Genomic DNA, 23,287 nt, shown 5'->3' with positions numbered 1-23,287 from the left:
TCGGCCCGCACGCGGATCAACAACCATGAGGCCTCACCACCCACCCGGAGTACCCCATGAGCATTCTTGTTACCGGCGCCACTGGCACCATCGGCCGTCAGGTCGTCCAGCACCTCACCCAGCGCGGCGCGAATGTTCGCGCACTGGTCCGCAGCCCCGCCACCGCCAACCTGCCCGCAACCGTGGAGCTGGTGCAGGGCGACCTGCTGGATGTGGACGCTCTCCGCCACGCCTTCCAGGGCGTCTCCACGCTGTTCCTGCTCAATGCCGTGGTCGCCGACGAATTCACCCAGGCGCTCATCACCCTCAACGTGGCCCGCGAGGCCGGGGTGAAGCGCGTGGTGTACCTCTCGGTGATCCACAGCGACCGCTATGTCAACGTGCCGCACTTCGCCGGCAAGTTCGGCGTGGAGCGCATGATCGAACAGATGGGCTTCAGCGCCACGATCCTGCGCCCGGCGTACTTCATCGACAACGATCTCACCGTCAAAGACGTGGTGCAGGGCCACGGCGTGTACCCCATGCCGATCGGCAGCAAGGGGCTGGCGATGATCGACACCCGCGACATCGGCGAGATTGCCGCCCTCGAACTGCTCAACCGCGAACAGGCGCCGGACAACAGCGCGTTGACCCGCCTCAACCTCGTGGGCCCGGAAGCACTCACCGGCGAACAGGTGGCCGCCATCTGGAGCAAGGCGCTGAACCGCCCGATCGCCTACGGCGGCGATGACACGTCCGCCTTCGAACAGAACCTGCGCCAGTTCATGCCGGCGTGGATGGCGTACGACATGCGGCAGATGGCCGAACGCTTCATCAGCGACGGCATGCTGCCGGGCGCGGGTGACGTGGAGCGGCTGATGCAGTTGCTGGGGCGGCCGTTGCGTACGTACGGCGCGTTTGCGGCGGAGCATGTGTCAGCGGACTGAGGGCCGAGCCATGGCAGCGGTCGAGCGGCTTCCCGGTGTTATTTGCAGCCTTCGAAGGATTTGCCGCTTGGATCGTGGCTCGCAGTGTGCGCTCCTGGCGAAATAGGTATCCTCGGGCGAAGGCGCCGCAGCTATGCAGTGGCCGACGGTTGAGTCGGCCCGTGCAAGCTCTGGGATTAGTGAATCGGAACACCGGCTGGCAGCACGTGGGCTTCGCGGCTCGGATTGATTACGGAGTCAGGCAGGGATGAAATTTTTTCGCCGTCAATTGATCTACGTGCAGGTGCACCAAGACCACCTCATCGCTCGCGTTGTTGGTGGAGATAGAACAATTCGTCGGCAGTGCCATGCCCTTGGTAATCGCGCGGGTTCGATCAGGGATTTCTCCACCATCCGGCTTCAGTTCAAGGCAATCTTCTCGGAACTCAGGTCCGGATTCTCATTCCTCAGGCCGTGGGCGCTTCTGCACTTTGATCCGGTCGAGTACCCGGTCACGAAGGAAGAACTCGCCGCGTTCCAAGCGGTTGCCATGCGCAGCGGGGTGAGCTTCTGCTGGCTCTCCACGTGGGAACGGCATCATGAAGACAAGGATCTGTTGACCGTGTTCGAGTAGGGTTCGGCCCAACGATTCATTCAAGCCCAGCCCGCTTCACTGGAACACAGTCGGGATATACCATGCTCACGGCGCAAACGATCCGGGTTTCAACAATGAGACATTCTGAGGTCAAGACATTCGCGCGATGACGTCCGAGAGCTCTTTGGCACTACCAGGCTTCACTGGTTACTTGGCGCGCTCAAGAAGTGCGCGCCCGCAACAGGTCAGATCAATGTTCTACCAAATCCCAGCCCCAACAACAGCGACGCATGTGGCTGTCAATCGTGGAGTTAACATCATGGTGATGCGCCTTTGGAACATCCTGATGATAGGCCTTCTCACTGCTACCACCGGAATGCCAACTGCTTCCGCAAGAGAAAGCCAAGTTGACTACCCTTTGATCGAAGCGGGGAGAATTGCATACGCGCATTTTTCCAAAGAACTGCAGTCTTGCGACGATAAGACTACAAAGCTGGGCGCGTTCCTCTCTCGGATGGAAAACTATCAGCTCACCCTGCGTCAAACCCCCGATCTCTATATCGTTACGATCGATCCTTTGCTGATTGACGGTGAGACTATCTACGGTGGGGGAGGCGAGTACAAGATATCCAAGGAAAGCCTCCGTGTTGTTGATTTCAAAAAGTACAAGTAGAGCGTAGAACGAAACTCTGCCTGGCGCTGATTCATGGAAGGCAGCAATCCCGTGCCACTTACCCACGTCGGCTTGCGAACATGCGCGCCGCATCCTGCGAGGGTGGTAAACCGAAGGCACGCGCGTATTCGCGGGTGAACTGGGTGGGACTCTCATAGCCGACATCGAGCGCGGCTGCCGTAACGCTTGTTCCCCGCGTCGCCAGAATCTGGCGGGCCTGCAGCAGGCGCAGCTGCTTCTGGTACTGAAGCGGGCTAAGTGCGGTGGCGGACTTGAAGTGGCGGTGGAAGGCCGACTCGCTCATTGCCACCTGTTCGGCCAAGGCGGCGATGCGAAGCGGTTTGGCATAGTCACTGCGGATGCGCTGGATTGCGCTGCTGATACGCGCCAGCGCCGAATCCGGCGTGGCCAACTGCCGCAGCATGCATCCGTGTGGTCCCTGCAGCACGCGGTACAGGATCTCGCGCTCGTAGGCCGGGGCCAGCGCAGGAATCTCACCGGGGCGTTCCATCAGGCGCAGCATGCGTACCCACGCATCCATCAGTTCGGGGGTGACGGCAGCGACGTTGAAGGCCTCGGTCTGGGTGGAGGGCTCGCCGCGCCCGGTGGCGGTATCGGTGGTGTCGCACAGCAGCGCTGCGATGATGCCAAGGTCCAGCGTGAGGCTCACCGCCAGGTAGGGCTCGCCGGTGCTGGCCGGGTGCACGGCACCCACCGCCGGCAGGTCCACGGACATGATGAAGTACGTGGCAGGGTCGTATTCGAGGGTCTTATCACCCACCGTCATGGATTTGCTTCCCTGCAGGATCAGGTTGATCATCGGCTCGTATACGGCCGCCAGGGCATGCTCCGGGATCTCGCCCTGCACCATGGCAACGCGGGGAATGCCCGTATCGGTACGGCGATTTTCGGCATGCGCCGCGAGGCGGCGCAGTTCATCCAGTGCGTTGTCCATGACCACATTGGACACCCGCCGCAGAGGGCTGGCAAGGCGGAAAGCAGGAATAGGCAGGAATTGGCGAGGATCAGATCGGCGCGCCGCGGCCGGCGACCCTAGGCTGTGCATCTCCCCTCACTGCACAGGATCACCTGCATGAAACACGTACTGATCACCGGCGGCAGCCGTGGCATTGGCGCCAGCGCCGCGTTGCACTGCGCGCAGCGCGGCATGGGCGTCCTCCTCACCTACAACGCCCAGCCCCATGCTGCGCAGCAGGTAGTGGAGCGCATCCAGGCAGAGGGCGGTACGGCAGTGGCCCTGCAGCTGGATGTGGGCAACACCGGAAGCTTTGCGGCATTCGCCGCGAAGGTGAAGGACACCTTGCAGGGCACCTGGGGCGCCTCCGCGCTGGGTGGCCTGGTGAACAACGCCGGGTTCGGGCTGTTCAATCCCATCGAGACCGTGACCGAGGAACAGTTCGACGGTCTGTTCAACGTGCACCTGAAGGGGCCGTTCTTCCTTACCCAGGCACTGCTGCCGCTGCTGGGTACTGGCGCGAGCATCGTCAACGTCACCAGTGCCACCACGCGTGTGGCCACCGCCGGGGTGGCGCCATACGCCGCCTTCAAGGGTGGGCTGGAGGTGCTCACCCGCTACATGGCAAAGGAGTTCGGCGAGCGCCGCATCCGCGTCAACGCCGTCGCACCCGGGGCGATCCGTACCGAACTGGGCGGCGGCCTCAATGATGAGTTCGAAGCCCTGCTGGCCGCGCAGACGGCGCTGGGCCGGGTAGGCGAGCCGGACGACGTGGGCCGCGTCATTGCCGGGCTGCTCGGTGATGAGCAGGCCTGGGTCAATGCGCAGACCCTTGAAGTTGCAGGCGGCTACAACATCTAGTTCGCAACGGGAGTACGACATGCTCGACCACATTTTCCTCACTGTCACCGACACCACCCGTTCGGTCGCGTTCTACACGGCCGCGCTGGCCCCGCTGGGCATCGTCAACCGGCTCGACTACGACGGCCGGCAGGGCCCACCCGGCCACCCGGACCTGAAGGGCTTCGGCGCGGGCGGCCGGGTCTTCTTCTGGCTGCGGCAGGGCGTGGCGGCGGCGCAGGCGGCACATGTTGGCTTCGTGGCGGATTCCAGCGCGATGGTCGATGCAGCGTATGCCGCCGCGATGGCCGCCGGCGCCAGCGAGATCCATCCGCCTGGCCCGCAGCTGCACTACGACCCGCGCTACTACGCCGCGCAGGTGCGCGATCCGGATGGCTACAGCCTGGAGTTCGTCTACAAGAGCTGGCAGCACGGCCATGAATGACGGCGCCCAGTCGCACCCCCTGCAGGCGACGGTGGTGGCGTTCATCAACGCCACGAACGCCTTCGATATCGAACGGGCCCTGGCGTTGTTCAGCACGACGGCAGTGATCGATGACCCGTCCACCGGATGCACCTTCAACAAGCACGCCGGCGTGCGGGACTATCTGGAAAAGTACTTCGTGGGTTACCACACGGTTACCCGGCTGCTTTCGCTGGAAGGCCTTGGCGATGCACGTGCACGAGCCCGGGTCGATTTCACTGGCGATTTCGGTCACGAGATCGGATTGCTTCTAGTGGCCGTGGATTCCGCAGGCCGCATCTCCCGCATTGACGCCTCACTCGAATAGGGTGGCGAGGAACACACCATGAAAACACTGATGATCTACGGTGCATCCGGCTACACCGGGCGCATGGCTGCGGCGCACGCGAAGGAAGCTGGGCTGAAGCTGGTATTGGCAGGGCGCGACGAAGCTCCGCTGCAGGCGCTGGCCACACGCCTTGGCGTGGAGTACCGCGTGTTTGCGCTGGATAATGCTGGCGATGTGGACTACGGGCTGAAGGACATCACGGTCCTGCTCAACTGCGCCGGGCCGTTCGCGCATACCGCGGGAGCGCTGGTGGAGGCATGCTTGGGGGGCGGCGTCCACTACCTGGATATTGCCGCCGAGCTGGACAGCTACCAGCTGGCCGAGCGCCATGACCTGAGCGCCACTGAGGCCGGGGTAATGCTGATGCCGGGTAGCGGCGGCAGCGTGGCGATGCTCGGCAGCCTGGCCGCGCGTGCGGTTGAGCGTGTGCCGTCACCGGTGGCCATCCGTATCGGCCTGCATGTAGCGGGTTCGATGTCGCGCGGATCGGCGCTCAGTGCCGGCCAGCACGTCACGGCCACATGCCTGATGCGAAAGGATGATGTGCTCACGCCGCGTGCGCCGGACGCGCTGCGCGACCTCGATTTCGGCAAGGGCCCCTTGAGCTGCTTCCCGGTGACGCTCCCCGACCTGATCACCATCGCCAGGCAGACCGGCGTTGGCGATATCGAAACCTACGTGCATGTGTCTGGCAACGCGTTCCCCGAAGGCGGCATCGATGCACTGCCGGATGGACCTACCGCGCAAGAGCGCACCGACAACCGGTACCAGGCAGCGGTAGAGGTAGTGAGCGCAGAAGGCGCCATCACCCGCGCAGTGCTGGATACCGTAAACGGCTACAGCTTCACGCCCCTGGCGGCGGTCGTGGCTGCGCGCCGTGTGCTGGCAGGGGAGGCGCGCCCAGGCTTCCAGACGCCTGTAGGGGTATTCGGCAGCGGCTTCGCAGAGACCATCGCCGACACCCGTATCACCTTCATTGACCCCGCCACTCCCACGTCTCGCTAAGGAATCCACCTCATGTCACTGCACCTCAACGCTCCCGATACGCTTCACGACACACATGCCGTGGTCGACACGCTGTACCGCTTCGCCGCAGGTATCGATCTGCGCGACCGCAAGCTGCTCTCGTCGGCTTTTACAGAGGACGCCACCTCCGACTTCCGCCTAGCCGGCGCAAAGGCGGGCTTCGAATACCCGGTGCTGCAGGGGCGGGAAACCATCGTCGAGGCGCTGTCCACTTCGCTCAACGGGCTCGATACCTCCCACTCGTTCAGCAACCCGAGGGTGGCGGTGGACGGTGATACGGCCCGGGTGGATGTGTTGGTCGAAGCGCAGCACGTATCGAGTGTGGACGGCGCACGCCACTACCTGATGAAGAACCGCTATGACGTTGTCTTGGCCCGCCGCGACGCGGGGTGGGAGATCAAGCATGTGATCGTGGACAACGTTTGGCGGACGGGTGATCCGAGCGTGCTCGCCGGAATCTGAGCAGATTGGGCGGCCAATGGTGCGCTTCTGGCCGTAAGCGGACGTTGACCAAAGATCGTCAGGAAAGGCCACCCAGTGGCGGACGGGCCCATCTACGTCGCTCAGACTTCGGACGCGCGAAGCTGGGCAATGGCCGGAACCTGCTGGCCCAGCCACCAGCGTGGCTCCGCGCTTCCATCGCTGACGGTGCCGTCCCGCTGCACGTATTGAGGTACATCGCAACCGGCTTCGCTCAACTCACGGGAAGCACGACTCAGTGACTGGTCCATGATCTTTAGCTTTTGGTAGACCGCTTCGTACTAATAACCACCTCCGCCTAAGCCATAGTTTATGGCTGCGAGGTGTCCACGGAACCCTTGGCGATTCATAACCCAAGGCTAACCAACGCACCAGTTGTGCCATCAAGCTGACGCCTGACGCGATCAAACATACTGCATGTGATGCCATGAAGCAGTGACTTGCTAGCAGCGCCCACGCCAGCGTGCCGATCAAAAAGCCAATGCCGATCCAGTCCGATTACGGGCCGCTGTGCAATATTCGCGTAGACCTGAGCGCAGACATTCCAAGCTCGCTGCGCTGGCATGTGAAACCATCTCAGAGAAGCAGCAAGCTATACGGAGCGATTCTTCCAATCGGCATTACGATCATGAAATTGCATCCGCCGGGAAAAGTCCCTGTGCCTATAGCTGCTTTCGCCAACCCGAACGCGTTATAGCCGTTGAAGACCGGCCCGCCACTGTCGCCACCAGCGCAAGCCAGATTCGGGCCTTCAACACGTGTCCAGAAGCCTGACGGGCACGTCGCCTGGTCTTCATTTGGACAGACACCCGGAAACGTGTATTCAACAGAGGTCACAATGCCGCAGCTTCTTCCTGTAGTGAGCCCCATGTGGCACACACTTCTGCCAACGGTATGAGTGGGTCTATAGATCACCACGTTGGAGCAGTCAGTAAATGAAACACAGTAAGCGGAAGTTACGGGCTGTCCTGGCGGGAATGTATGCCACTGGAAGTCCACAATGCCGCCCCATGCCTCCATGACCATCTCGGTTGGGGCAATAACTGTAGGCAAGATTTCTGGTGGCACTGGGTAGTTGGTGTACGTCGCATCGTTGAAGCAGTGCCCTGCGGTCAGAACTCCTCTGACACCCGTGATCGCGTGTTTTACTGCAAAGCCGGCGGTGCAGAACTGTCCCGCTCCGCCCGATAGTTGCCTCCCCCCCCCACGTTTGGTAGCGCTCGTGCTGAAGCGCCTGGCTGATCAGCCGGCTTGGGAGCAGCAGGCGGCGACATCAAGTCTTGAGGCGCAGGCATGAACCTGAACTCCACCGGGAAGCCCATCATTCTTTCAATGTCTGCGCGTTCCGTTTCGTAAGCGCGCTTGGAAGCCGGGGACGACGCGATGTCCAGGACGATCTTCCCAGTAGTCTCATCCACCCATGCGCCGTGGAGTTCCGGGATTGTACTGCGAAGATTCGGACCAGCTTCAGAAAGAGCAGCGGCCAACTGTTTGGTAGTGGCGGCTGCTCCGGTTATGAACTTGACTGGCACGGCACCAGCATCTGTCTGGATCTTCCTGTCCGGTACGTGCCCGGAACCAGTAAGGCGCACCACGATATGCTGCGCGGGCAAGCGCGCCCAGAAGAGTCCTGCAAGCCGAGCCGCGAACTCTTCTCTCAATGCGCTGATCTGCGGATCAGCCAAATCTTCTCTTGCCAAAGCCAGTCTTGCTTCTTCGGCGCTGAGACCGGTTTCCTGCGCATACGTCTTCACCTCTATCGAAGACAGAGATGCCTCATGCTCAAGGTAAGCGGACCGGTGGGCAGGCTCGGCCGCCACGTTGGCCGCCAGTAGAAGCGATATCGAGAGTAGTAGCAGTGCTCCGTTTCTCATTACGTTTCCTTGTAGTCAACATCTTGCAGACGAACTAGCGGTACCAGTTAGCGCCGCCAGCCGCCAGCCGCCAGCGCTGGCAATCTCGGGCGAAAGGAATGCACCTGGACCATCTGATCCCAGTGTTGGCAGTCGGAAGAGAGAACGGCTGTCGTGGCAGCGAATGAGGTTTGGACTGCGCGTCATGCGTTCATCAGTACCACTCGTCCATGAGGAAGGCTGACCGTAACACTGAGATGATTTTCGACTTGTGATCATGCTCCCGAATCGGGACGTTTCCGACGTCGTTCGATAGGGGGCCGAGTCGAGCCGCTAGTCAGCTTCGGCGAATCAGGCATTCTTCTGAGCGCCACAGAGATAGGTGAGTCGCCCAGGGGACTCTGAACAGCTACTGCTCATCTGTTTGTCCGCATTTGGCCGAAAGCGGACCTTGGGAGGGGAAAGGCCGGGCGATGTTCATCGGGTGAAGGGCAGATGTCCGGTCCTTGCCGGCCACATCAGGCAAGGTCACCCGCCAAGCAGCCGGCTTTTCGTCCCCGGCGACGTTGGCCATACTAAGGTCATGACCTATTTCCGCCGAATCCAGATGCACCTGGCCGGCCAGGTGCGGAGCGAGGCATGGCGGCGCCGTGCCGCCCTCTGGACGGGCGCGGTGGTGGTTGCGCTCGTCGCGATCCTTTTTGCCAAGGCCAGCGATGCGGCTTTTGCCCTGTTTCGACGCGCGATCGAGCACTCGCCCTGGTGGGCGCTGCTGCTCACGCCGGGAATTTTCGCCCTGCTGGCGTGGCTGACCAGCGGGGTGCTTCGTCCCACCCGGGGCAGTGGCATTCCCCAGGTGATCGCGGCGCTGGACAAGCCCGATGAAGCGTTCCGGAAAACCAACCTTTCACCGGCGGTCTCGGCAGGCAAGCTGCTCCTGACCTCGCTGTCGCTGCTGGGAGGTGCATCGGTGGGTCGCGAGGGGCCAACGGTGCATGTGGGCGCGAGCCTGATGTACCTGTTTGGCCGCTGGTTCGGTTTCAAAGACCCGCGGGAGCTGTCGCACTTCCTGTTGGCGGGCGGTGCGGCCGGTATCGCGGCGGCCTTCAACACGCCGCTGGCCGGCATCGTGTTCGCTATTGAAGAACTCAGCGGGCGCTTCGAGCATCGCTTCTCGGGCACGCTGTTGACGGCGGTCATCGTCGGCGGCGTAGTGTCGCTGGGCCTTCTGGGGAACTACACCTACTTCGGCCATGTGACAGCGGGCCTGCCGTTGGGGCAGGGGTGGTTGGCCATCCTGCTGTGCGGGGTGGTGGCGGGTCTGCTGGGCGGGGTATTTGCCCGCATGGTGCTGGCAAGCGCTGCGGGGCGCCCGCGCTGGCTGGGCAACGTGCGGCAGCGGCATCCGGTGTTGCTGGCTGCGGGCTGCGGGCTGGTGGTGGTTGCCCTGGCGGCATTGTGCGGCGATGGGGCCTTTGGCACCGGCTATGAGCAAGCGCGCAGTCTTGTGCAGGGTCAGCCGACGGTTGGGCATGAGTTTGGGCTGATGAAGCTGCTGGCGAACCTGGCCTCTTATGTGGCCGGCATTCCCGGCGGGCTGTTCTCGCCGGCGCTGGCCGTCGGTGCCGGTCTGGGCCACAACCTGGCCGTGATGATGCCCGGCGTGGACCCGCGTGCATTCGTGCTGCTGGGCATGTGCGCCTACCTCACCGGTGTCACCCAAGCGCCATTGACCTCGGCGGTCATTTCGCTGGAACTAACCGACAGTGGCGACCTGCTGCTGCCCATTCTGGCAACGGTACTGATCGCCCGTGGGATGTCCGGGCTGGTGTGCAGGACTCCAATCTATAAGGGACTGGCAGAGCAGCTGCTGTCGCCGGGTTTGCAACAGCCGAGCAGCAGAACGTAACTATTTTTTCTGCCGGGATCTCCCCGATAGAACTGCCGGGAGGTTGTACACAATTGCTGCGCGTCAGAATCTCCACTTCGCCTATAAGCCGCCGGTCCCTGGTACGGGCAGCAGCACCAACTCAGGCTGCCAGTGGCCGCTTCCGGCCGGAAGCGGACACGCGCCTTCTTCGAGCACCGCGCGGTTCTTATCGGAGAGCGCGCGTGAAGGTCCACACGTGTTGGTCAACGCTCCATCGTACGTAGCCATATATATCTTCCATGCATTAGTCATATGCATTTGTGCTCTTCTTCCCGCGTGAGTACGGGGGTAGATTCTCCTGAGAATCCGACACGGAGTGGCCCATGCAGACTCGCATCATCCCCCGAGCCCCACTGCAGGGGCTGGCGTCCAGAGTGCTCTGCATTGCGGCTTTTCTCTATTCCACGGCTGCCCTGGCCAACGCGCCCCTGCAGATCGAGTCGCAGGGAAGTTTCGCCGCCGGCGGCACGGTGCAGCAGCAGCCAGGCGCCTTCGATCCGTTGAATCCCGCCAAGCCGGACGGCCAGAGCTATCACGGGGATCATGTCTACGTCTTCTACCAGACGCCTGTAAATGCGCGCCCGCTGCCGATCGTGATGTGGCACGGCGCAGGCCAGTCGTCCAAGAGTTGGGAAACGACTGCAGATGGCCGCGAGGGCTTCCAGAACCTGTTCCTGCGTCGTCGTTTCAGCACATACCTCATCGATCAGCCAAGGCGAGGCAAGGCCGGTCGAAGCACGGTCGAGTCCACGCTGAAGCCGGTCGCAGACGATCAGATGTGGTTCAACCAGTTCCGGATTGGCCACTGGCCGGAATACTTCGGCGGCAGCCAGTTCCCCAGAGGGGAGGCGGTGCTGGATCAGTTCTTCCGCTCTATCACCCCGAATACGGGGCCGTACGACCTCGGGGTAGTCTCTGACGGGGTCGTTGCTGTGTTGCAGAAGACCGGCCCGGCGATACTGTTTACGCATTCGCAGGCGGGCGGCCCAGGCTGGATGACGGCGATAAAGAGTCCGAACGTGCGCGCCATCGTTGCCTTCGAGCCGGGCAGCAGCTTCGTGTTCGCCAAAGACGATGCGCCGGCACCGATCCCCAGCGCCTTCGATACCGTCGCGCCCGTCGTGGTGTCGCCCGAGGAGTTCAAGGCACTGACGCGGATCCCCATTCTGGTGCTGTACGGCGACAACATCCCCGAAAAACCCATTCGCCAGCCGGCGCAGGACAGCTGGCGGGCACGCCTGGAAATGGCCCGCGCATGGCGCGACGCCGTCAATCGGCACGGCGGGGATGTCACCCTGGTCCATCTGCCGGACATCGGTATTCGCGGCAACAGCCACTTCCTGTTCTCGGACCTCAACAACGTCCAGATCGCCGATCTGGTGAGTGAGTTTCTGGCGAAGAAGAATCTGGATCGTTGAGCCGACACCCGTCGTGCATTGATCGCGCCATGAAGGGGCGCTGTGAGCGCCGCGTTGCCCGTCGCCCATCATTCATATCGTACGTGCATGAGTGATATCCAGCTGATGCCCTGTTTCTATCAGTGCACGGGGGTTAGGTTTACCTCTGACCCTCTGCCAACACCGGCGCACCGCGTGCGCTGGCAGGGGTAACCTCCAGACTGGGAGCAGTTGAATGAAGCACATCGTGCACGCCACGCTGTTGGCGATGTCCCTTGGCCTGGCGGCAGGCAACGCCTCCGCTGCCGACTACACGCTCAACCCTTTTACGTTGGCCTACGAAGGTGCGATCACGCGCAATGTGCCCAGCGAGGTCAACATTCATCCGGTGTCCTATCCGCTGAATGGAATCGAGATCGCGGCCAACTTCTACACGCCCGCCAACTTTGATGCCACGCGGAAGTACCCCACCATCGTGGTTGCCCACCCCAACGGTGGGGTCAAAGAGCAGGTGGCCGGTCTCTACGCGCAGCGTCTGGCCGAGCAGGGCTACATCGCCATTACCGCTGATGCGGCCTATCAGGGCGCTAGCGGCGGCCAGCCACGCAGCGTGGACAAGCCGGTCCACCGCATCGAAGACATCCACGGCATGGCGGACTTCATCAGTCGATTCCCCTGGGTGGACACCTCGCGGCTAGGCTTGCTGGGCATCTGTGGCGGCGGTGGCTATTCGTTGGCGGCCGCGCAGACTGACAAGCGGTTCAAGGCCGTGGCCACGATCAGCATGTTCAACTCTGGCCGTGTACGCCGCAACGGCTATGCCGACTCGCAGCTCGACACGATCCAGCAGCGCCTGCAGCAGGCTTCCAATGCGCGCGCACAGGAATCCGCCGGCGGCGAAGTGCTGTACGCCGGCGACGCCAACCTCACCGACGCGCAGATCGCCAATCTGCCCTTCGATCTGTATCGGCAAGGTTATGCGTACTACTGGAAGACACACGCCCATCCCAACTCTACCTTCCGCTATACGACCAGCAGTCTTCTGGACCTGATGCGTTGGGACGCCACCGACCAGATCGAACTGATCAACCAGCCGCTGCTGATGATTGCCGGCAGCAAGGCGGACAGCCTGTACATGACCCAGGACGCTTTCGCCAAGGCAACCGGTACCACCGACAAGCAGCTGGTGCTGCTGGAGGGTGCCACGCATATCGAGACGTACTGGGTGCCGAAGTACGTGGATGCCGCCGTCGCCTCGCTGACCACGTTCTACGCCCGGACGCTTGCGCCATGAGCGCGCCTCGTAAATCAACCGCGCAGACTGCGCTGCTGGGTGCGGCATTGAGCGTGGCGGCACCGTTCGCTGGCGCCGCCGAATCACCCATGCAGCAGATCACCCGAGCGGGAACGCAGTCCTCCGTTGCCGGTCCGGCAGCGACCTTCGTCGGCAAGGTGCGGGTAGATCCGCTGTTCCCGGCGGACGAGCAGGTGCACGTCTCTTCCGCATACGTCAGCTTCGAGCCGGGTGCGCGCTCGGCCTGGCACACGCACCCCTCCGGTCAGCGACTGGTGGTTACCTCCGGCGTTGGGCTGACCCAGGAATGGGGTAAGCCGGTGCAGCAGATACATGCCGGGGATGTGGTGGTGTGTCCTGCCGGGGTCAAGCATTGGCACGGCGCCGCGCCCCACAGCGCAATGACCCACCTTGCAGTGACCGGGGTGGCAGACGGCACATCGGTGGCGTGGCTGGAGCAGGTGAGTGATGACCAGTATCGCGAGGCGGCAGCAGGCATCGACGCCCCTGTTGCCGGGCCGCTCTCGGCCAGGCAGCAGGCGATCCCCCTGATTGCGGCTGCCGCCGCCAGCAGTGACATGCCGCAGCTCAATGCCGCGTTGAACCAAGGACTGGATGCTGGCCTGACGCTGAGTGAGGCCAAGGAAGTACTCGTGCAGCTGTATGCCTATGCGGGGTTCCCGAAGAGCCTTAATGCCCTGGGCGAGCTGATGAACGTGGTGCGCGCGCGTGAGGCGCAGGGCATCGTCACCGTACCCGGGCAGCCTCCCACCAGGAAGGTTCCCGTGGGCGATGCGCTGCGCTCGGTGGGCACCGCCAACCAGACCCGGATCTCCGGTGCGCCGGTGACCGGGCCGGTCATGGACTTCGCCCCCATCATCAATCAGTACCTGCAGACGCACCTGTTCGGTGACATCTTCGAGCGCGACAACCTGGACTGGCAGAGCCGTGAACTGGCCACGGTTGGCGCGCTGGCGGCGATGCCCGGCGTGGAGGCGCAGTTGCGCTCGCACATGGCCGCCAGCCAGCGCGTGGGCATCAGCCGCGCACAGTTGCAACACTTGGCCCAACTGCTGGCGTACAGCGGCTACGCGGCCGCGTCCAACCGCGCAGTTGAGGCACTGGCACAGACGCCTGCGCCCGGGCCCTGACAGCGCCCCACATGGAGACCGCAATGAACACCCCGCCTACCAACGCCCAACGCCGCTCGCTTCTGAAGGGCGCGGCTACGCTGGCGGCGCTGCCGCTGGCCGGCGCGCTGGCCACTTCCACGGCAAACGCCTCCCCCGCAGCTGCAGCGCCGAGAATGGACGGCCGCCGCATGCTCGGAAAGCTGCAGGTTTCCAGCATCGGGTTGGGCGTGCAGAACATGAGCCGCACCTACCAGACCACCATCCCCTCGCGCACCGAGATGCACCGCATCATCCGCGCCGCCTTTGATCGCGGGATGACGTTCTACGATGCCGCCGAGGCCTACGGTCCGCATGAAGTGGAACGGATCCTGGGAGAAGGGGTTGCCTCGTTCCGCAACGAAGTGGTGATCGCCACCAAGTTCGGCTGGAACATCGACTTTGAGACCGGTGCGCGTGGCCCGGGCCTGATCAGCAGGCCCGCGCACGTCAAGCGGGCGGTAGAGGGCATGCTCAAGCGGCTGCGTACCGACCGCATCGACCTGCTGTACCAGCATCGCGTGGACCCGCAGGTGCCGATCGAAGACGTGGCCGGTGCGATCCAGGACCTGATGACCGATGGCAAGGTGCTGCATTGGGGCCTATGCGAGATGGGCCTGAAGACGCTTCGCCGCGCGCACGCCGCCCTGCCCGTTGCCGCTGTGCAAAGCGAGTACTCGATGCTCTGGCGAGGACCGGAGCAGGACGTGCTTGCTGCGTGCGCCGAGCTGGGCATCGGATTCGTGCCGTGGAGCCCACTGGGCGTAGGCTTCCTGACCGGTGCGATCGATACCAGGACACGGTTTGCCGAGGGCGACATTCGGGGCATCGAAACGCGCTTCACGCCGCAGAACATCGAACACAACCTGGCATTGGTGCGCCTGCTCAGTGACTGGGCCGCGCGAAAGCAGGCCACGCCTGCACGGACCGCATTGGCTTGGCTGATGGCGCAGCAGCCTTGGATAGTGCCGATTCCCGGTACCACGCAGATGGCGCATCTGCTGGACAACCTGGGCGCAGGCGAGGTGATCTTCAGCGCAGCTGAGCTGCGGGAACTCAACGCTGCAGTTGCCGCGGTTGCAGTGCAGGGCGAGCGCCTTCCGCCAGCGGTGCAGGCCTACAGCGGCGTGGAGGCGCCGTTGCGTTAGCGCTCAATCCCGATAACGCAGTGCATCGCGCAGCACGGTGAACGCCGGCGATGACTGCCTGCGGCTGGGGTAGTACAGGTGGTAGCCGGGGAAGGAGGGGCACCAGTCCTGCAGGACGTGGACCAGGGTGCCTGCCTGCACATGGGGGCGCACCAGATCCTCGGGCATGTACGCAAGCCCGAGGCCCTCCAGTGCGGCGCCCAGGCGCAGGGCGATGTTGTTGAACACCAGCTGGCCTTCCACCCGCACCTTCAGCTCCTGGCCCTTCTTTTCGAACTCCCACGCGAAAATGCCACCGTGGGTCGGCAGGCGGATGGTGATGCAGTTGTGCCGGGTGAGGTCGTGCGGTGATTTCGGCTTTGGATGGTGCTGGAAATAGGCAGGCGATCCGACGACTGCCATGCGCAGGTCCGGCCCGACGCGCACGGCGATCATATCCTTGGCCACCTGCTCACCCATGCGAATACCGGCGTCGAAGCCTTCGGCCACGATGTCGGTCAGTCCGTAGTCGACGATCACTTCGATGTTCAGGTCTGGGTTGGCCGGCAACAGCTTGCCCAGTACGGGCTGCATCACGGTGAGCGCGGCATGCTCACCCGCCGTGATGCGGAGGCGACCGGCAGGCTTGTCGCGGTATGCATTGAGCTGCGCGAGCTCCGTGTCGATCTCCTCGAAGCGCGGTGAAATGACCCGCAGCAGCTGCTCTCCGGCCTCGGTGGGCGAAACACTGCGCGTGGTCCGGGCAAGCAGGCGCACACCCAATCGCTCTTCCAGCTGACGCATCGATCGGCTCAGGGCAGGCTGTGACATGCCCAGCTGGGCGGCAGCACGGGTAAAACTGCGCTCCCGCGCCACCAGAACGAACATGGCCAACTGGTCGTAGTTCTCTACGCTCATTGATGCGCACCGGATATAAGCGATATCCGATTATGCCTCTGCAAGAATGTGTTTGGGGGGCGTAGATTGGCCCCATGACGATTCCAATCCCCAATCACGGTCGCCGGGCAGTCGTTGCGGCGCTGGCGTCGCTGCCGCTGGGATGCTCCGCTGCGGAGCCCGGATCACAGGTGGCTGTTGCACCGTCGAATGCGCGGACGCTGGTCGCCTGCTTCTCGCGCTCGGGCAATACCCGGGTGATTGCCGGGTTGATCCATCGCAGCATGCCCAGCGATCTGTTCGAGATCCAGCCCGCGAAGGACTATCCGGCCGACTACCTGGAAACGGTGGCGCAGGCGCGGCAGGAGCGCGACGAGGGCATCGAGCCGGCGCTGCGCACCCCCATTGCCGACATTGCCCGCTACGACACCGTCTACCTGGGCTTTCCAATCTGGGGTGAGACCGCGCCGCCGATCATTCGAGCGCTGCTGTCGCAGCACGACATGAGCGGCAAGACGATCGTGCCGTTCATCACCCACGGCGGCTTCGGCGTGGGCAACAGCCTGCGCGTCGTCGCCAGCCACGCACCCAACGCACGCATCCTGGATGCCTTCGTGATGCAGGCCGACCAGGAACGTAAAACCATGGAGAGCGTCAACGCCTGGTTGGCCGCTCCGCACGCTGCCCGATGAGGATTCGACCATGAACATCCGTACCCTTGGCCAAGGCCTTGAAGTTTCCGCGCTCGGCTTGGGCTGCATGGGCATGAGCGCGGCATATGGCCCGGCCGCAGACAAGCAGGAGATGATTGCGCTGATCCGCACGGCGGTGGAGCGTGGCATCACCCACTTCGACACCGCCGAAGCCTACGGCCCCTTTGCCAACGAAGAACTGGTGGGCGAGGCGCTGGCGCCCGTTCGTGACCAGGTGGTGATCGCCACCAAGTTCGGCTTTGACATCGACCCCGTGACCGGTGCCCGCGGCACAGGTACCAACAGCCAGCCCGTACACATCCGCGCCGCCGTCGAGGCCAGTCTGACGCGGCTTCGCACCGAGCGCATCGACCTTCTGTACCAGCATCGCGTTGACCCGGCAGTGCCCATCGAGGATGTTGCCGACACGGTGAAGGCCCTCATTGCAGAGGGCAAGGTTGCGCATTTCGGTCTGTCCGAAGCAGGTGTGCAGACAATCCGCAAGGCGCACGCGGTGCAGCCGCTGACGGCGGTGCAGAGCGAGTACTCGCTGTTCTGGCGTGAACCGGAGAAGGCGCTGCTTCCTTTGCTTGAAGAGCTGAGCATTGGCTTCGTACCCTTCAGCCCACTGGGCGCGGGGTTTCTGACCGGAAAGATCGATGAGCATACGCAGTTCGATGCGAGCGACTTCCGCAATGTGGTGCCACGCTTCTCACCTGAGGCGCGTCGGGCCAACATGGCCCTGGTGGACGTGGTCAGGGCGATGGCGACTGAGAAGGGCGCCACGCCGGCGCAGGTCGCGCTGGCCTGGCTGCTGGCGCAGAAGTCGTGGATTTCGCCGATTCCGGGTACCACCAAGCTGCATCGTCTTGATGAGAACCTGGGTGCTGTGGATCTGGTTCTGGACCACGCAGACCTGATGCGCATCGACGAAGAGGTGGCCAACATTCGCATCAGCGGTGAGCGCCTGCCCGAAGTCGCGCTGAAGATGACGGGGAGGTAAGCTTCAGATAATTCGCATCACCGGACCCGGCGTCGGTCCAAAAGGTAGGTGGGGGCAAATGGCGGCATTCGATCATTCCTTGGCAGCACTACGATTCTTCGGGGACGAGCTCGTGCCCGACGAGATAAGTGCCTTGCTGGGAGCCAACCCAACGGTGGCGCATCACAAGGGCCAGGAAATTGTTGGCAGCCGTACCGGAGTCACGCGCATTGCCAGGACCGGCAGTTGGCGGCTTAGAGCGTCTGATCGTAGGCCTGAGGACCTGGAGGCTCAGATTTTCGAGATTCTCGAGCAACTCACACAGGATCTCTCCATCTGGGCGTCATTGGCGCGGTTCAATCCCAATCTGTTCTGTGGCCTTTTCATGCGCAGCAGCAATGACGGCATCTCGATTTCGGCAAAGGCTATGCTCGCCATCGGTCAGCGCGGTATCGCACTCGGGCTGGACGTCTATGATTGTGGTGAAGAAGAGTCCATCGTGGCGCCGTGACAATTCATTCCAGCGGGAGCCGCTTCGCGGCGAGCTCTTCCGTTGCCCAAATCACAGGCAAGCGATCATGGCGGCCTAGCCATCTTGCAAGGTTAGGATCGAGCCAACGGACCAGTGTTACCCCCTTGCCGTGCTGCTCGTAGAGGTCCGGGGATAACCAAAGCAACGGCTCGTGATGGAAAACCCGGTTCCGCAGTTCACGTACGCGGTTCAGTGCACTGGAGACCGTATGTCGTTGTCGTTGATCACGCGGGCATGCCAAGAACATTGAGCATCGGCAACATGGCCTCGGCCAGCAGCATGTTGCGCGAGTAGTCAGCAGCGGCAAGTGTCGCATCGCCGCCTCGGGCTACCCTGTACCGTCCAACACGGGCGGGGGAGAAGTGCTGCTCCATCTTTTCCCACTTCATGACCCTTCACTTTCGCCAGAATGACCGTTCTGATAGGCTACCTCGGCAGCCCTAGCTTCAGTCCTCTCCCAGCCACCATTACTGGTGAAGACACTAGGTCCGTTGTGGCCCCGCATTGCGGGGCCATCTAGTTTCCGAAGGGCCCGCCACTGGCGGGCCTTTGGCCTTGAATGAGCCGGAAGTACCAGAAAAAGGCCGTTCCCGGGTCTGCCACGCTGACCACCTGAGTGGGCCGCGCCAGCGGCGACAGTTGGAAACGCGCACTCGGTAATACGTGCGATGCCACACCAGCGTATTTTCCATTGAAAGATTCGATGATGTCGGATACGCGACATCGCCTGGTACGTTGACGCAGACAGCTACGTTCAGTCAGAGCTTGAGTTGGTGTCCTTCGGCCATCCACGCTTCTGCATCAGCACCGGCAGCGATGCGCATCGGCGTGGCCGGGTCGGTTACTGCGCGCCACACCGCCTCGGCAACGTCCGGCGCATGCGTGACCGGTCCACTGGTATCGCGGAAGCTTGCGATCACACCGTTCACCAGCGGCCCGTAAGCCGGGTGATCCATGCCGCCCAGATGCACCCCGGCATTCGCGCCGAAGCGGGTAGTGGGCGCGCGACCGGGCAGTACCAGCCGCACGCGCACGCCAAACGATTCGACCTCGATCGCCAGCGACTCGGTAAACGCGTTGACCGCCGCCTTGCTCGCGCTGTACACGCCCACCAGCGGCAGTGCCTTGAGCGTCACCGACGAGGTGACATTGACGACCACGCCTGCGCCACGCTCGCGCAGCTGCGGCAGCACCGCCTGCGTCACGGCCAACGTACCCAGGGTGTTGGTCTCGAAGAGCGCGCGTGCGGTGTCCATCGGCGTCAGCTCCACCGGTACGGGTGCACCGAAGCCGGCATTGTTCACCAGCGCGTCGATCGGGCCGGCCTCCGCAATGGCACGGGCGATGCTGTCCGGGTCGGTGACATCCAGGGCCAGCACGCGCAGCCGGTCGGACGGCGGCAGCACGTCGGCGCGTGGCGTGCGCATGGTGGCCACCACGTTCCAGCCACGGGCCAGGAACAGCTCGGCGGTCTCCAGCCCGAAGCCGGAGGAACAGCCGGTAATCAATACGGTCGACATCGCAACACCTTTCACTACGGAACGGACGTCCATGATCGGCGCGGCGCGCAGGACGGGATATACTCGAACGTCCACATTTCTTCATAGAGCGTCCTGTGGTGGCCGATCCCCTCTCCGAGGTTGTTTCCCTGCTGCAGCCGGCGGCGCGGTTCTCCAAACGGGTGGAAGGCGCAGGCGACTGGCGTGTTTTCCGGGAAGGGCAGGGCGAGCCGTTCTATGCGGCCGTGCTGGAGGGCGAGTGCTGGCTGTCGGTCGATGGGCGGCCGCCGCTGCTCCTGAAGGCCGGTGACTTCGTGCTGATACCCGCTGCGAAGACGCTGGAGCACGCCAGCGCGCACGCCCCGCCCGACACCGAATACAGCGTTCCCACCCGCATTGGCGAGGACCATTTCCGCATCGGGCGCCAGGACGGGCCAGCCGACGTGCGCGTGCAGCTTGGCCACTGCCAGTTCGGCTCGCCCGATGCAGCGCTGCTGGTCTCCCTGCTGCCCGAGCGGGTGCATGTGCGCGGCGAGCCGCGGCTGGCGGCACTGGTGCAGATGGTCGGCGAGGAGGCGCGCTCCCGGCGGCCGGCGCGCGAGGTGGTGCTGGAGCGCCTGCTGGAAGTGCTGTTGATTGAGGCGCTGCGCAGCCGCGCGGGTCCTGCGGAAGGCACCGGCCTGGTGCGTGGCCTGGCCGACGAGCGGCTGGCTGCCGCGCTGCGGGCGGTGCATGCGCAGCCCGGACATGGCTGGAGCGTAGTGACGCTGGCGGCGGAATCCGCGCTCTCCCGCTCGGCATTCTCTGCGCGCTTCACCAAGGTGGTGGGCGTGGCACCGATGGAGTACCTGCTCACCTGGCGCATGGCGCTGGCCAAGCGCCTGCTGCGTGGGCGCGAACTCAGCCTTGAACAGGTGGCCGAACGGGCGGGCTATGCCAGCGCAGTGACGTTTGGTGTGGCCTTCGCGCGACAGGTGGGGATGACACCGGCGCGGTTTGCGCGTGGGGAGACCAACGCGGTGCTCATCGGACAAGGCTGATCGACCAGCCAAGCAACAGCCCCCACACCGGCGCGACGCACGCCGCCCAGGCAGCGAGCCGACCCATGCTGACGCGCCGCGACACGGCAACCGTCAACGCGAAAACCGGCAACAACACGCCGAGTTCGATGAGCAGGTTTCGCCACAGGAAGTAGTTTCCCAGCGAAGGCGCACCTGCGCTGGGAAGAACGCCCACTGCAACGGCGAGCTCTGCACCGAATGGCCAGAGCAACGGCACCGGGTGTGCGCCAACCAGCAGGTCAAGGACCGGGTGCGACACGCTGGCCGCCATCAGCCAACCCAGTGGCAGACGTGCGTTGGTGGACGTGCGTGCTGCCCAGTGAACAAGCAAGGCAGTCCCCATCCCGAAGGCTAGGCTGTGGGTGAACCGTGGCGTGGCGTCGTAATGGATCAGCCAGACGGCAAGGTAATCAAGATCCGGGCAGACGGCCAGGAAGGCGAACGGCGCCAGCGCCCAGCGTGAGGAAGCGCTGTGCCCTCTGTTGCAGCAGAGGTAGGCGGTGATGCCTGCGGCGGCATGGCCTGCGATGGACGACATGGCGGAAGTTCGGCAGTGGCAGAGCTGCAAGCGTGCTGCCGCGAGGTGAGGCGACCAAGGAGCGATTGTGTGGCGGGCATGAAGCACCTGCCGGGCGGGTAGCAGCTGTCGGCTTGGACTGGATCGCTGACCGGACGCAGCATAAGATCCGGGCTCAGGGTCCGCACCAGATTACGCGGAAGGGGCGTCGGATGGCACGTGTAACAGTGTGCGGCAACGCCTTCGAATGGGCGCTTGTCTCCAGCACGACAGAATTCAACGCCTTCAGACGAAAATTCGTGGGCGATGAGCCGGTGGACGTCCTGCGTATATGGCAGCCAGACACCGGGTTCGATATCGTGATTGAAGTGCAGTCGGATCCACACCCGGCCGTACACGGATGCTGCCTCCGGTCCATCCTGGTGATCGGCCCCGCGTTCCCTGATGCGGAGCGTGCAGCGACGGTGGGCCACTTGATCGAGCTGCGTCCAAAGTTGCGCGTATTACTGCGCGAGGGCGCACCTACTGGCGCTGACGTCGAGCGGATTCTCCAGTGGTGCATGACCAGGAAGTTCAGGGCCCTGCGCGTGAACGTGTTTGGCGGCAGGTGGACTGGACCCGGTTGATGGCACCTGTATCGACTTCCTCGCGGGCTGGCGAAGCATAGACACGCGACTACATTGCGTTGGTATCGTCCCGGACGGTAGTTGCCGGGAAGCAGTCGGCCCAGATGCTCCATACAAGGATATCCAAGGTGCACTATTGAATACGTGGAAGCCCATTACCCTGGACGAGTTGAACGAAGTAGTTCAGGAACAGCTTGAGCGCTGTACGGCACAACAGCGGGTAGATTTCTCACGGTTTCGCGTCCCGTTCCAGCGCGTCGGCCTGCATCGCTTAGGGAGCGTGGAGGACGTGTGGATTGTGGCGCACCTTCCCATGGGTCTCATGTACTTCGAGGACGTTGAGGAGGGGTTCGAGGTGGGCGTTCCCGGCGCCGATGGAATGCTGCCGGACCAAGGCTCTCAACAGCTGGAAATCAGCCACGTGCTTTTCCGTAACGGATATCGTTAGCACAGGCTGTGATCCCGGCTACGTTGCGCGACGTGGCGGGCCGTCTCAAGGTGCAAAGGTGTGCGTCGACGCCAGCGAAGGTCTCATCGACATCATGATGATCACACCGGCGCCACCGCCCGCGCGGTGCTCCGCGCGATACCACCCGAATCGTCTGCGTTTGTCTACGAAGACGACGGTGAGGAGACGGTCGCACGCAAGGAAGGCGGGTGGTGCGAGTCGTTGGCGGAGAACCCGAAGTACTGAACGGCCGCCGATGCGAAAACAGCGTTCCAGCGGCGGCACTGGTGACCTGGATGTGTGATGTTACCTTTGGTAGGTAATGTCAGTCAAAGGGTCATCCCATGCACAGCCTGATCGTAGTAGCCCATCCCGAACCCGGTTCGCTGACCCATGCGGTAGCGAACCGGATCGGCGATGCCGTCCTGGCCGCCCACGGTAGCAACAGCATCGAAATCGCCGATCTGGCCGCAGAGGGCTTCGACCCCCGCTTCAACCAGTCCGACAACGCGCTGTTCCGCATGACGGCACCACCACCTGCGGACGTTGTGGCCGAGCACGCCCGCATCGATCGCGCCGATACGCTGGTGCTGGTCTATCCGCTGTACTGGTGGTCGTTCCCGGCATTGCTGAAAGGCTGGATCGACCGGGTGTTCACCCAGGGCTGGGCCTATGCGGACGGGGCCGATGGCAAAGTGGAAAAGAAGCTCCAACGCCTGCAGGTGCACCTGGTTGGCTTGGGCGGCGCGGATGCCGGCATGATCGAGCGACGTGGCTATGGTGCGGCGATGAAGACGCAGATCGACATGGGCATCTTCGACTACTGCGGCGCGCGCGTGCAGTCGTCGACGCTGCTGCTGGAGTCCGCCAGCGGCAACGCCGACGCCAACCTGCGCACTGCTGGTGATATCGGTCGTACCATTGGGACCTCTGCTGCCGCGTGACTGCTGCCACTT

27 protein-coding genes and 1 pseudogene are annotated in these 23,287 nt (G+C 63.3%); 21 read left to right on the top strand and 7 right to left on the bottom strand.

What is annotated here, in order from left to right; translation table 11 throughout:
- Positions 1-56 precede the first annotated feature (56 nt).
- The 3 genes from AC3ITN_RS17650 (at position 57) to AC3ITN_RS17640 (ending at position 2,173) form a co-directional block, all read left to right on the top strand.
- On the top strand, positions 57-926 hold the full coding sequence (locus tag AC3ITN_RS17650) for an SDR family oxidoreductase (protein WP_489391356.1): 870 nt from the start codon (positions 57-59) through the stop codon (positions 924-926).
- A gap of 247 nt (positions 927-1,173) precedes the next feature.
- Positions 1,174-1,539 (top strand): hypothetical protein, encoded by a 366-nt coding sequence (locus AC3ITN_RS17645; protein WP_489391355.1) that lies wholly within the window; start codon positions 1,174-1,176, stop codon positions 1,537-1,539.
- Positions 1,540-1,753: 214 nt separating this feature from the next.
- Complete coding sequence (locus AC3ITN_RS17640) at positions 1,754-2,173, top strand: hypothetical protein (protein ID WP_489391354.1); 420 nt, start codon at positions 1,754-1,756, stop codon at positions 2,171-2,173.
- 58 nt (positions 2,174-2,231) lie between these two features.
- Here AC3ITN_RS17640 and AC3ITN_RS17635 read toward each other — a convergent pair whose 3' ends face one another.
- Positions 2,232-3,044, bottom strand: a complete 813-nt coding sequence (locus AC3ITN_RS17635) for an AraC family transcriptional regulator (RefSeq protein WP_489392965.1) — start codon at positions 3,042-3,044, stop codon at positions 2,232-2,234.
- Between the two features lie 222 nt (positions 3,045-3,266).
- Here AC3ITN_RS17635 and AC3ITN_RS17630 point away from each other — a divergent pair, with 222 nt between their 5' ends.
- From AC3ITN_RS17630 to AC3ITN_RS17610, 5 genes are read left to right on the top strand one after another with little or no spacing between them, the layout of a single operon-like run.
- The gene (locus tag AC3ITN_RS17630; protein ID WP_489391353.1) at positions 3,267-4,010 is read left to right on the top strand and encodes an SDR family NAD(P)-dependent oxidoreductase; all 744 of its coding nucleotides are present in this window, start codon (positions 3,267-3,269) and stop codon (positions 4,008-4,010) included.
- Between the two features lie 19 nt (positions 4,011-4,029).
- Positions 4,030-4,434, top strand: coding sequence for a VOC family protein (locus AC3ITN_RS17625; protein WP_313344321.1), 405 nt, complete (start codon positions 4,030-4,032; stop codon positions 4,432-4,434).
- Positions 4,427-4,780, top strand: coding sequence for a nuclear transport factor 2 family protein (locus AC3ITN_RS17620; protein ID WP_489391352.1), 354 nt, complete (start codon positions 4,427-4,429; stop codon positions 4,778-4,780). Before AC3ITN_RS17625 ends, AC3ITN_RS17620 begins: the two co-directional genes overlap by 8 nt.
- A gap of 18 nt (positions 4,781-4,798) precedes the next feature.
- A complete protein-coding gene (locus tag AC3ITN_RS17615; RefSeq protein ID WP_489391351.1) occupies positions 4,799-5,806 on the top strand; it encodes a saccharopine dehydrogenase family protein in 1,008 nt (335 codons plus the stop codon).
- A 12-nt stretch (positions 5,807-5,818) separates the two neighbouring features.
- On the top strand, positions 5,819-6,289 hold the full coding sequence (locus tag AC3ITN_RS17610) for a nuclear transport factor 2 family protein (protein ID WP_489391350.1): 471 nt from the start codon (positions 5,819-5,821) through the stop codon (positions 6,287-6,289).
- A 101-nt stretch (positions 6,290-6,390) separates the two neighbouring features.
- Here the strand turns inward: AC3ITN_RS17610 and AC3ITN_RS17605 are convergent, their stop codons facing one another.
- Both AC3ITN_RS17605 and AC3ITN_RS17600 read right to left on the bottom strand, forming a co-directional pair.
- On the bottom strand, positions 6,391-6,558 hold the full coding sequence (locus AC3ITN_RS17605) for a hypothetical protein (RefSeq protein WP_313346013.1): 168 nt from the start codon (positions 6,556-6,558) through the stop codon (positions 6,391-6,393).
- An 894-nt stretch (positions 6,559-7,452) separates the two neighbouring features.
- Positions 7,453-8,181, bottom strand: a complete 729-nt coding sequence (locus AC3ITN_RS17600; RefSeq protein WP_489391349.1) for a hypothetical protein — start codon at positions 8,179-8,181, stop codon at positions 7,453-7,455.
- Between the two features lie 562 nt (positions 8,182-8,743).
- Here AC3ITN_RS17600 and AC3ITN_RS17595 point away from each other — a divergent pair.
- The 6 genes and pseudogenes from AC3ITN_RS17595 (at position 8,744) to AC3ITN_RS17570 (ending at position 15,098) form a co-directional block, all read left to right on the top strand.
- Positions 8,744-10,069: a chloride channel protein gene (locus AC3ITN_RS17595; RefSeq protein ID WP_489391348.1), complete on the top strand. Its 1,326-nt coding sequence runs from the start codon at positions 8,744-8,746 to the stop codon at positions 10,067-10,069.
- A 344-nt stretch (positions 10,070-10,413) separates the two neighbouring features.
- Positions 10,414-11,508 (top strand): alpha/beta hydrolase, encoded by a 1,095-nt coding sequence (locus AC3ITN_RS17590; RefSeq protein WP_489391347.1) that lies wholly within the window; start codon positions 10,414-10,416, stop codon positions 11,506-11,508.
- A gap of 214 nt (positions 11,509-11,722) precedes the next feature.
- Positions 11,723-12,781: an alpha/beta hydrolase gene (locus tag AC3ITN_RS17585; RefSeq protein ID WP_489391346.1), complete on the top strand. Its 1,059-nt coding sequence runs from the start codon at positions 11,723-11,725 to the stop codon at positions 12,779-12,781.
- Positions 12,778-13,263, top strand: a pseudogene (locus AC3ITN_RS17580) ((R)-mandelonitrile lyase); the annotation flags it as partial. The gene AC3ITN_RS17585 and the pseudogene AC3ITN_RS17580, both read left to right, overlap by 4 nt.
- 96 nt (positions 13,264-13,359) lie before the next feature.
- Positions 13,360-13,932 carry a carboxymuconolactone decarboxylase family protein gene (locus AC3ITN_RS17575; protein WP_489392964.1) on the top strand — a complete coding sequence of 191 codons (573 nt, stop codon included), beginning with the start codon at positions 13,360-13,362 and terminating at the stop codon, positions 13,930-13,932.
- Between the two features lie 155 nt (positions 13,933-14,087).
- Entirely contained in the window at positions 14,088-15,098 is a 1,011-nt protein-coding gene (locus AC3ITN_RS17570) for an aldo/keto reductase (protein ID WP_489392963.1), read from the top strand.
- Positions 15,099-15,101: 3 nt separating this feature from the next.
- Here the strand turns inward: AC3ITN_RS17570 and AC3ITN_RS17565 are convergent, their stop codons facing one another.
- Entirely contained in the window at positions 15,102-15,995 is an 894-nt protein-coding gene (locus AC3ITN_RS17565; RefSeq protein WP_489391345.1) for a LysR family transcriptional regulator, read from the bottom strand.
- Positions 15,996-16,165: 170 nt separating this feature from the next.
- Here AC3ITN_RS17565 and AC3ITN_RS17560 point away from each other — a divergent pair, with 170 nt between their 5' ends.
- Genes AC3ITN_RS17560 through AC3ITN_RS17550 form a run of 3 tightly spaced genes read left to right on the top strand, consistent with a single transcriptional unit; the run spans position 16,166 to position 18,159 of the window.
- Positions 16,166-16,666, top strand: coding sequence for a flavodoxin (locus tag AC3ITN_RS17560; RefSeq protein ID WP_489391344.1), 501 nt, complete (start codon positions 16,166-16,168; stop codon positions 16,664-16,666).
- 10 nt (positions 16,667-16,676) lie between these two features.
- Complete coding sequence (locus AC3ITN_RS17555; protein ID WP_489391343.1) at positions 16,677-17,669, top strand: aldo/keto reductase; 993 nt, start codon at positions 16,677-16,679, stop codon at positions 17,667-17,669.
- Between the two features lie 58 nt (positions 17,670-17,727).
- A complete protein-coding gene (locus AC3ITN_RS17550; RefSeq protein WP_489391342.1) occupies positions 17,728-18,159 on the top strand; it encodes a DUF4279 domain-containing protein in 432 nt (143 codons plus the stop codon).
- A 245-nt stretch (positions 18,160-18,404) separates the two neighbouring features.
- Here the strand turns inward: AC3ITN_RS17550 and AC3ITN_RS17545 are convergent, their stop codons facing one another.
- Both AC3ITN_RS17545 and AC3ITN_RS17540 read right to left on the bottom strand, forming a co-directional pair.
- On the bottom strand, positions 18,405-18,569 hold the full coding sequence (locus AC3ITN_RS17545; RefSeq protein ID WP_489391341.1) for a hypothetical protein: 165 nt from the start codon (positions 18,567-18,569) through the stop codon (positions 18,405-18,407).
- A gap of 369 nt (positions 18,570-18,938) precedes the next feature.
- Positions 18,939-19,700 carry an SDR family oxidoreductase gene (locus AC3ITN_RS17540; protein WP_489391340.1) on the bottom strand — a complete coding sequence of 254 codons (762 nt, stop codon included), beginning with the start codon at positions 19,698-19,700 and terminating at the stop codon, positions 18,939-18,941.
- A gap of 98 nt (positions 19,701-19,798) precedes the next feature.
- Between AC3ITN_RS17540 and AC3ITN_RS17535 the strand changes: the two genes are divergently transcribed.
- Positions 19,799-20,719 (top strand): AraC family transcriptional regulator, encoded by a 921-nt coding sequence (locus AC3ITN_RS17535; RefSeq protein WP_489391339.1) that lies wholly within the window; start codon positions 19,799-19,801, stop codon positions 20,717-20,719.
- Here AC3ITN_RS17535 and AC3ITN_RS17530 read toward each other — a convergent pair.
- A complete protein-coding gene (locus AC3ITN_RS17530) occupies positions 20,703-21,278 on the bottom strand; it encodes a metal-dependent hydrolase (protein WP_489391338.1) in 576 nt (191 codons plus the stop codon). The two genes, AC3ITN_RS17535 and AC3ITN_RS17530, sit on opposite strands and share 17 nt — an antisense overlap.
- A 191-nt stretch (positions 21,279-21,469) precedes the next feature.
- On the opposite strand from AC3ITN_RS17530, the gene AC3ITN_RS17525 reads away from it, so the two are divergent.
- From AC3ITN_RS17525 to AC3ITN_RS17515, 3 genes are all read left to right on the top strand, one after another.
- Positions 21,470-21,883, top strand: coding sequence for a hypothetical protein (locus AC3ITN_RS17525; RefSeq protein WP_489391337.1), 414 nt, complete (start codon positions 21,470-21,472; stop codon positions 21,881-21,883).
- Positions 21,884-22,019: 136 nt separating this feature from the next.
- The gene (locus AC3ITN_RS17520) at positions 22,020-22,331 is read left to right on the top strand and encodes a hypothetical protein (protein WP_489391336.1); all 312 of its coding nucleotides are present in this window, start codon (positions 22,020-22,022) and stop codon (positions 22,329-22,331) included.
- A gap of 344 nt (positions 22,332-22,675) precedes the next feature.
- Complete coding sequence (locus AC3ITN_RS17515; protein ID WP_489391335.1) at positions 22,676-23,275, top strand: NAD(P)H-dependent oxidoreductase; 600 nt, start codon at positions 22,676-22,678, stop codon at positions 23,273-23,275.
- Positions 23,276-23,287: the final 12 nt, after the last annotated feature.

The sequence above is a fragment of the Stenotrophomonas sp. KH_036_B genome, from assembly GCF_057839485.1.
This window is presented reverse-complemented; position numbering and strand designations above follow the sequence as displayed.

What these genes read in the sequence shown, in the direction of transcription:
- AC3ITN_RS17630 (WP_489391353.1), top strand. Translation starts at nt 3,267, where the DNA reads ATGAAACACGTACTGATCACCGGCGGCAGCCGTGGCATTGGCGCCAGC.
- AC3ITN_RS17610 (WP_489391350.1), top strand. Translation starts at nt 5,819, where the DNA reads ATGTCACTGCACCTCAACGCTCCCGATACGCTTCACGACACACATGCC.
- AC3ITN_RS17550 (WP_489391342.1), top strand. Translation starts at nt 17,728, where the DNA reads ATGGCGGCATTCGATCATTCCTTGGCAGCACTACGATTCTTCGGGGAC.
- AC3ITN_RS17540 (WP_489391340.1), bottom strand. Translation starts at nt 19,700, where the DNA reads ATGTCGACCGTATTGATTACCGGCTGTTCCTCCGGCTTCGGGCTGGAG.
- AC3ITN_RS17620 (WP_489391352.1), top strand. Translation starts at nt 4,427, where the DNA reads ATGAATGACGGCGCCCAGTCGCACCCCCTGCAGGCGACGGTGGTGGCG.
- AC3ITN_RS17645 (WP_489391355.1), top strand. Translation starts at nt 1,174, where the DNA reads ATGAAATTTTTTCGCCGTCAATTGATCTACGTGCAGGTGCACCAAGAC.
- AC3ITN_RS17525 (WP_489391337.1), top strand. Translation starts at nt 21,470, where the DNA reads ATGGCACGTGTAACAGTGTGCGGCAACGCCTTCGAATGGGCGCTTGTC.
- AC3ITN_RS17615 (WP_489391351.1), top strand. Translation starts at nt 4,799, where the DNA reads ATGAAAACACTGATGATCTACGGTGCATCCGGCTACACCGGGCGCATG.
- AC3ITN_RS17650 (WP_489391356.1), top strand. Translation starts at nt 57, where the DNA reads ATGAGCATTCTTGTTACCGGCGCCACTGGCACCATCGGCCGTCAGGTC.
- AC3ITN_RS17585 (WP_489391346.1), top strand. Translation starts at nt 11,723, where the DNA reads ATGAAGCACATCGTGCACGCCACGCTGTTGGCGATGTCCCTTGGCCTG.
- AC3ITN_RS17570 (WP_489392963.1), top strand. Translation starts at nt 14,088, where the DNA reads ATGGACGGCCGCCGCATGCTCGGAAAGCTGCAGGTTTCCAGCATCGGG.
- AC3ITN_RS17565 (WP_489391345.1), bottom strand. Translation starts at nt 15,995, where the DNA reads ATGAGCGTAGAGAACTACGACCAGTTGGCCATGTTCGTTCTGGTGGCG.
- AC3ITN_RS17595 (WP_489391348.1), top strand. Translation starts at nt 8,744, where the DNA reads ATGACCTATTTCCGCCGAATCCAGATGCACCTGGCCGGCCAGGTGCGG.
- AC3ITN_RS17545 (WP_489391341.1), bottom strand. Translation starts at nt 18,569, where the DNA reads ATGAAGTGGGAAAAGATGGAGCAGCACTTCTCCCCCGCCCGTGTTGGA.
- AC3ITN_RS17515 (WP_489391335.1), top strand. Translation starts at nt 22,676, where the DNA reads ATGCACAGCCTGATCGTAGTAGCCCATCCCGAACCCGGTTCGCTGACC.
- AC3ITN_RS17555 (WP_489391343.1), top strand. Translation starts at nt 16,677, where the DNA reads ATGAACATCCGTACCCTTGGCCAAGGCCTTGAAGTTTCCGCGCTCGGC.
- AC3ITN_RS17530 (WP_489391338.1), bottom strand. Translation starts at nt 21,278, where the DNA reads ATGTCGTCCATCGCAGGCCATGCCGCCGCAGGCATCACCGCCTACCTC.
- AC3ITN_RS17605 (WP_313346013.1), bottom strand. Translation starts at nt 6,558, where the DNA reads ATGGACCAGTCACTGAGTCGTGCTTCCCGTGAGTTGAGCGAAGCCGGT.
- AC3ITN_RS17575 (WP_489392964.1), top strand. Translation starts at nt 13,360, where the DNA reads ATGCCGCAGCTCAATGCCGCGTTGAACCAAGGACTGGATGCTGGCCTG.
- AC3ITN_RS17590 (WP_489391347.1), top strand. Translation starts at nt 10,414, where the DNA reads ATGCAGACTCGCATCATCCCCCGAGCCCCACTGCAGGGGCTGGCGTCC.
- AC3ITN_RS17640 (WP_489391354.1), top strand. Translation starts at nt 1,754, where the DNA reads ATGTTCTACCAAATCCCAGCCCCAACAACAGCGACGCATGTGGCTGTC.
- AC3ITN_RS17625 (WP_313344321.1), top strand. Translation starts at nt 4,030, where the DNA reads ATGCTCGACCACATTTTCCTCACTGTCACCGACACCACCCGTTCGGTC.
- AC3ITN_RS17635 (WP_489392965.1), bottom strand. Translation starts at nt 3,044, where the DNA reads ATGGTGCAGGGCGAGATCCCGGAGCATGCCCTGGCGGCCGTATACGAG.
- AC3ITN_RS17600 (WP_489391349.1), bottom strand. Translation starts at nt 8,181, where the DNA reads ATGAGAAACGGAGCACTGCTACTACTCTCGATATCGCTTCTACTGGCG.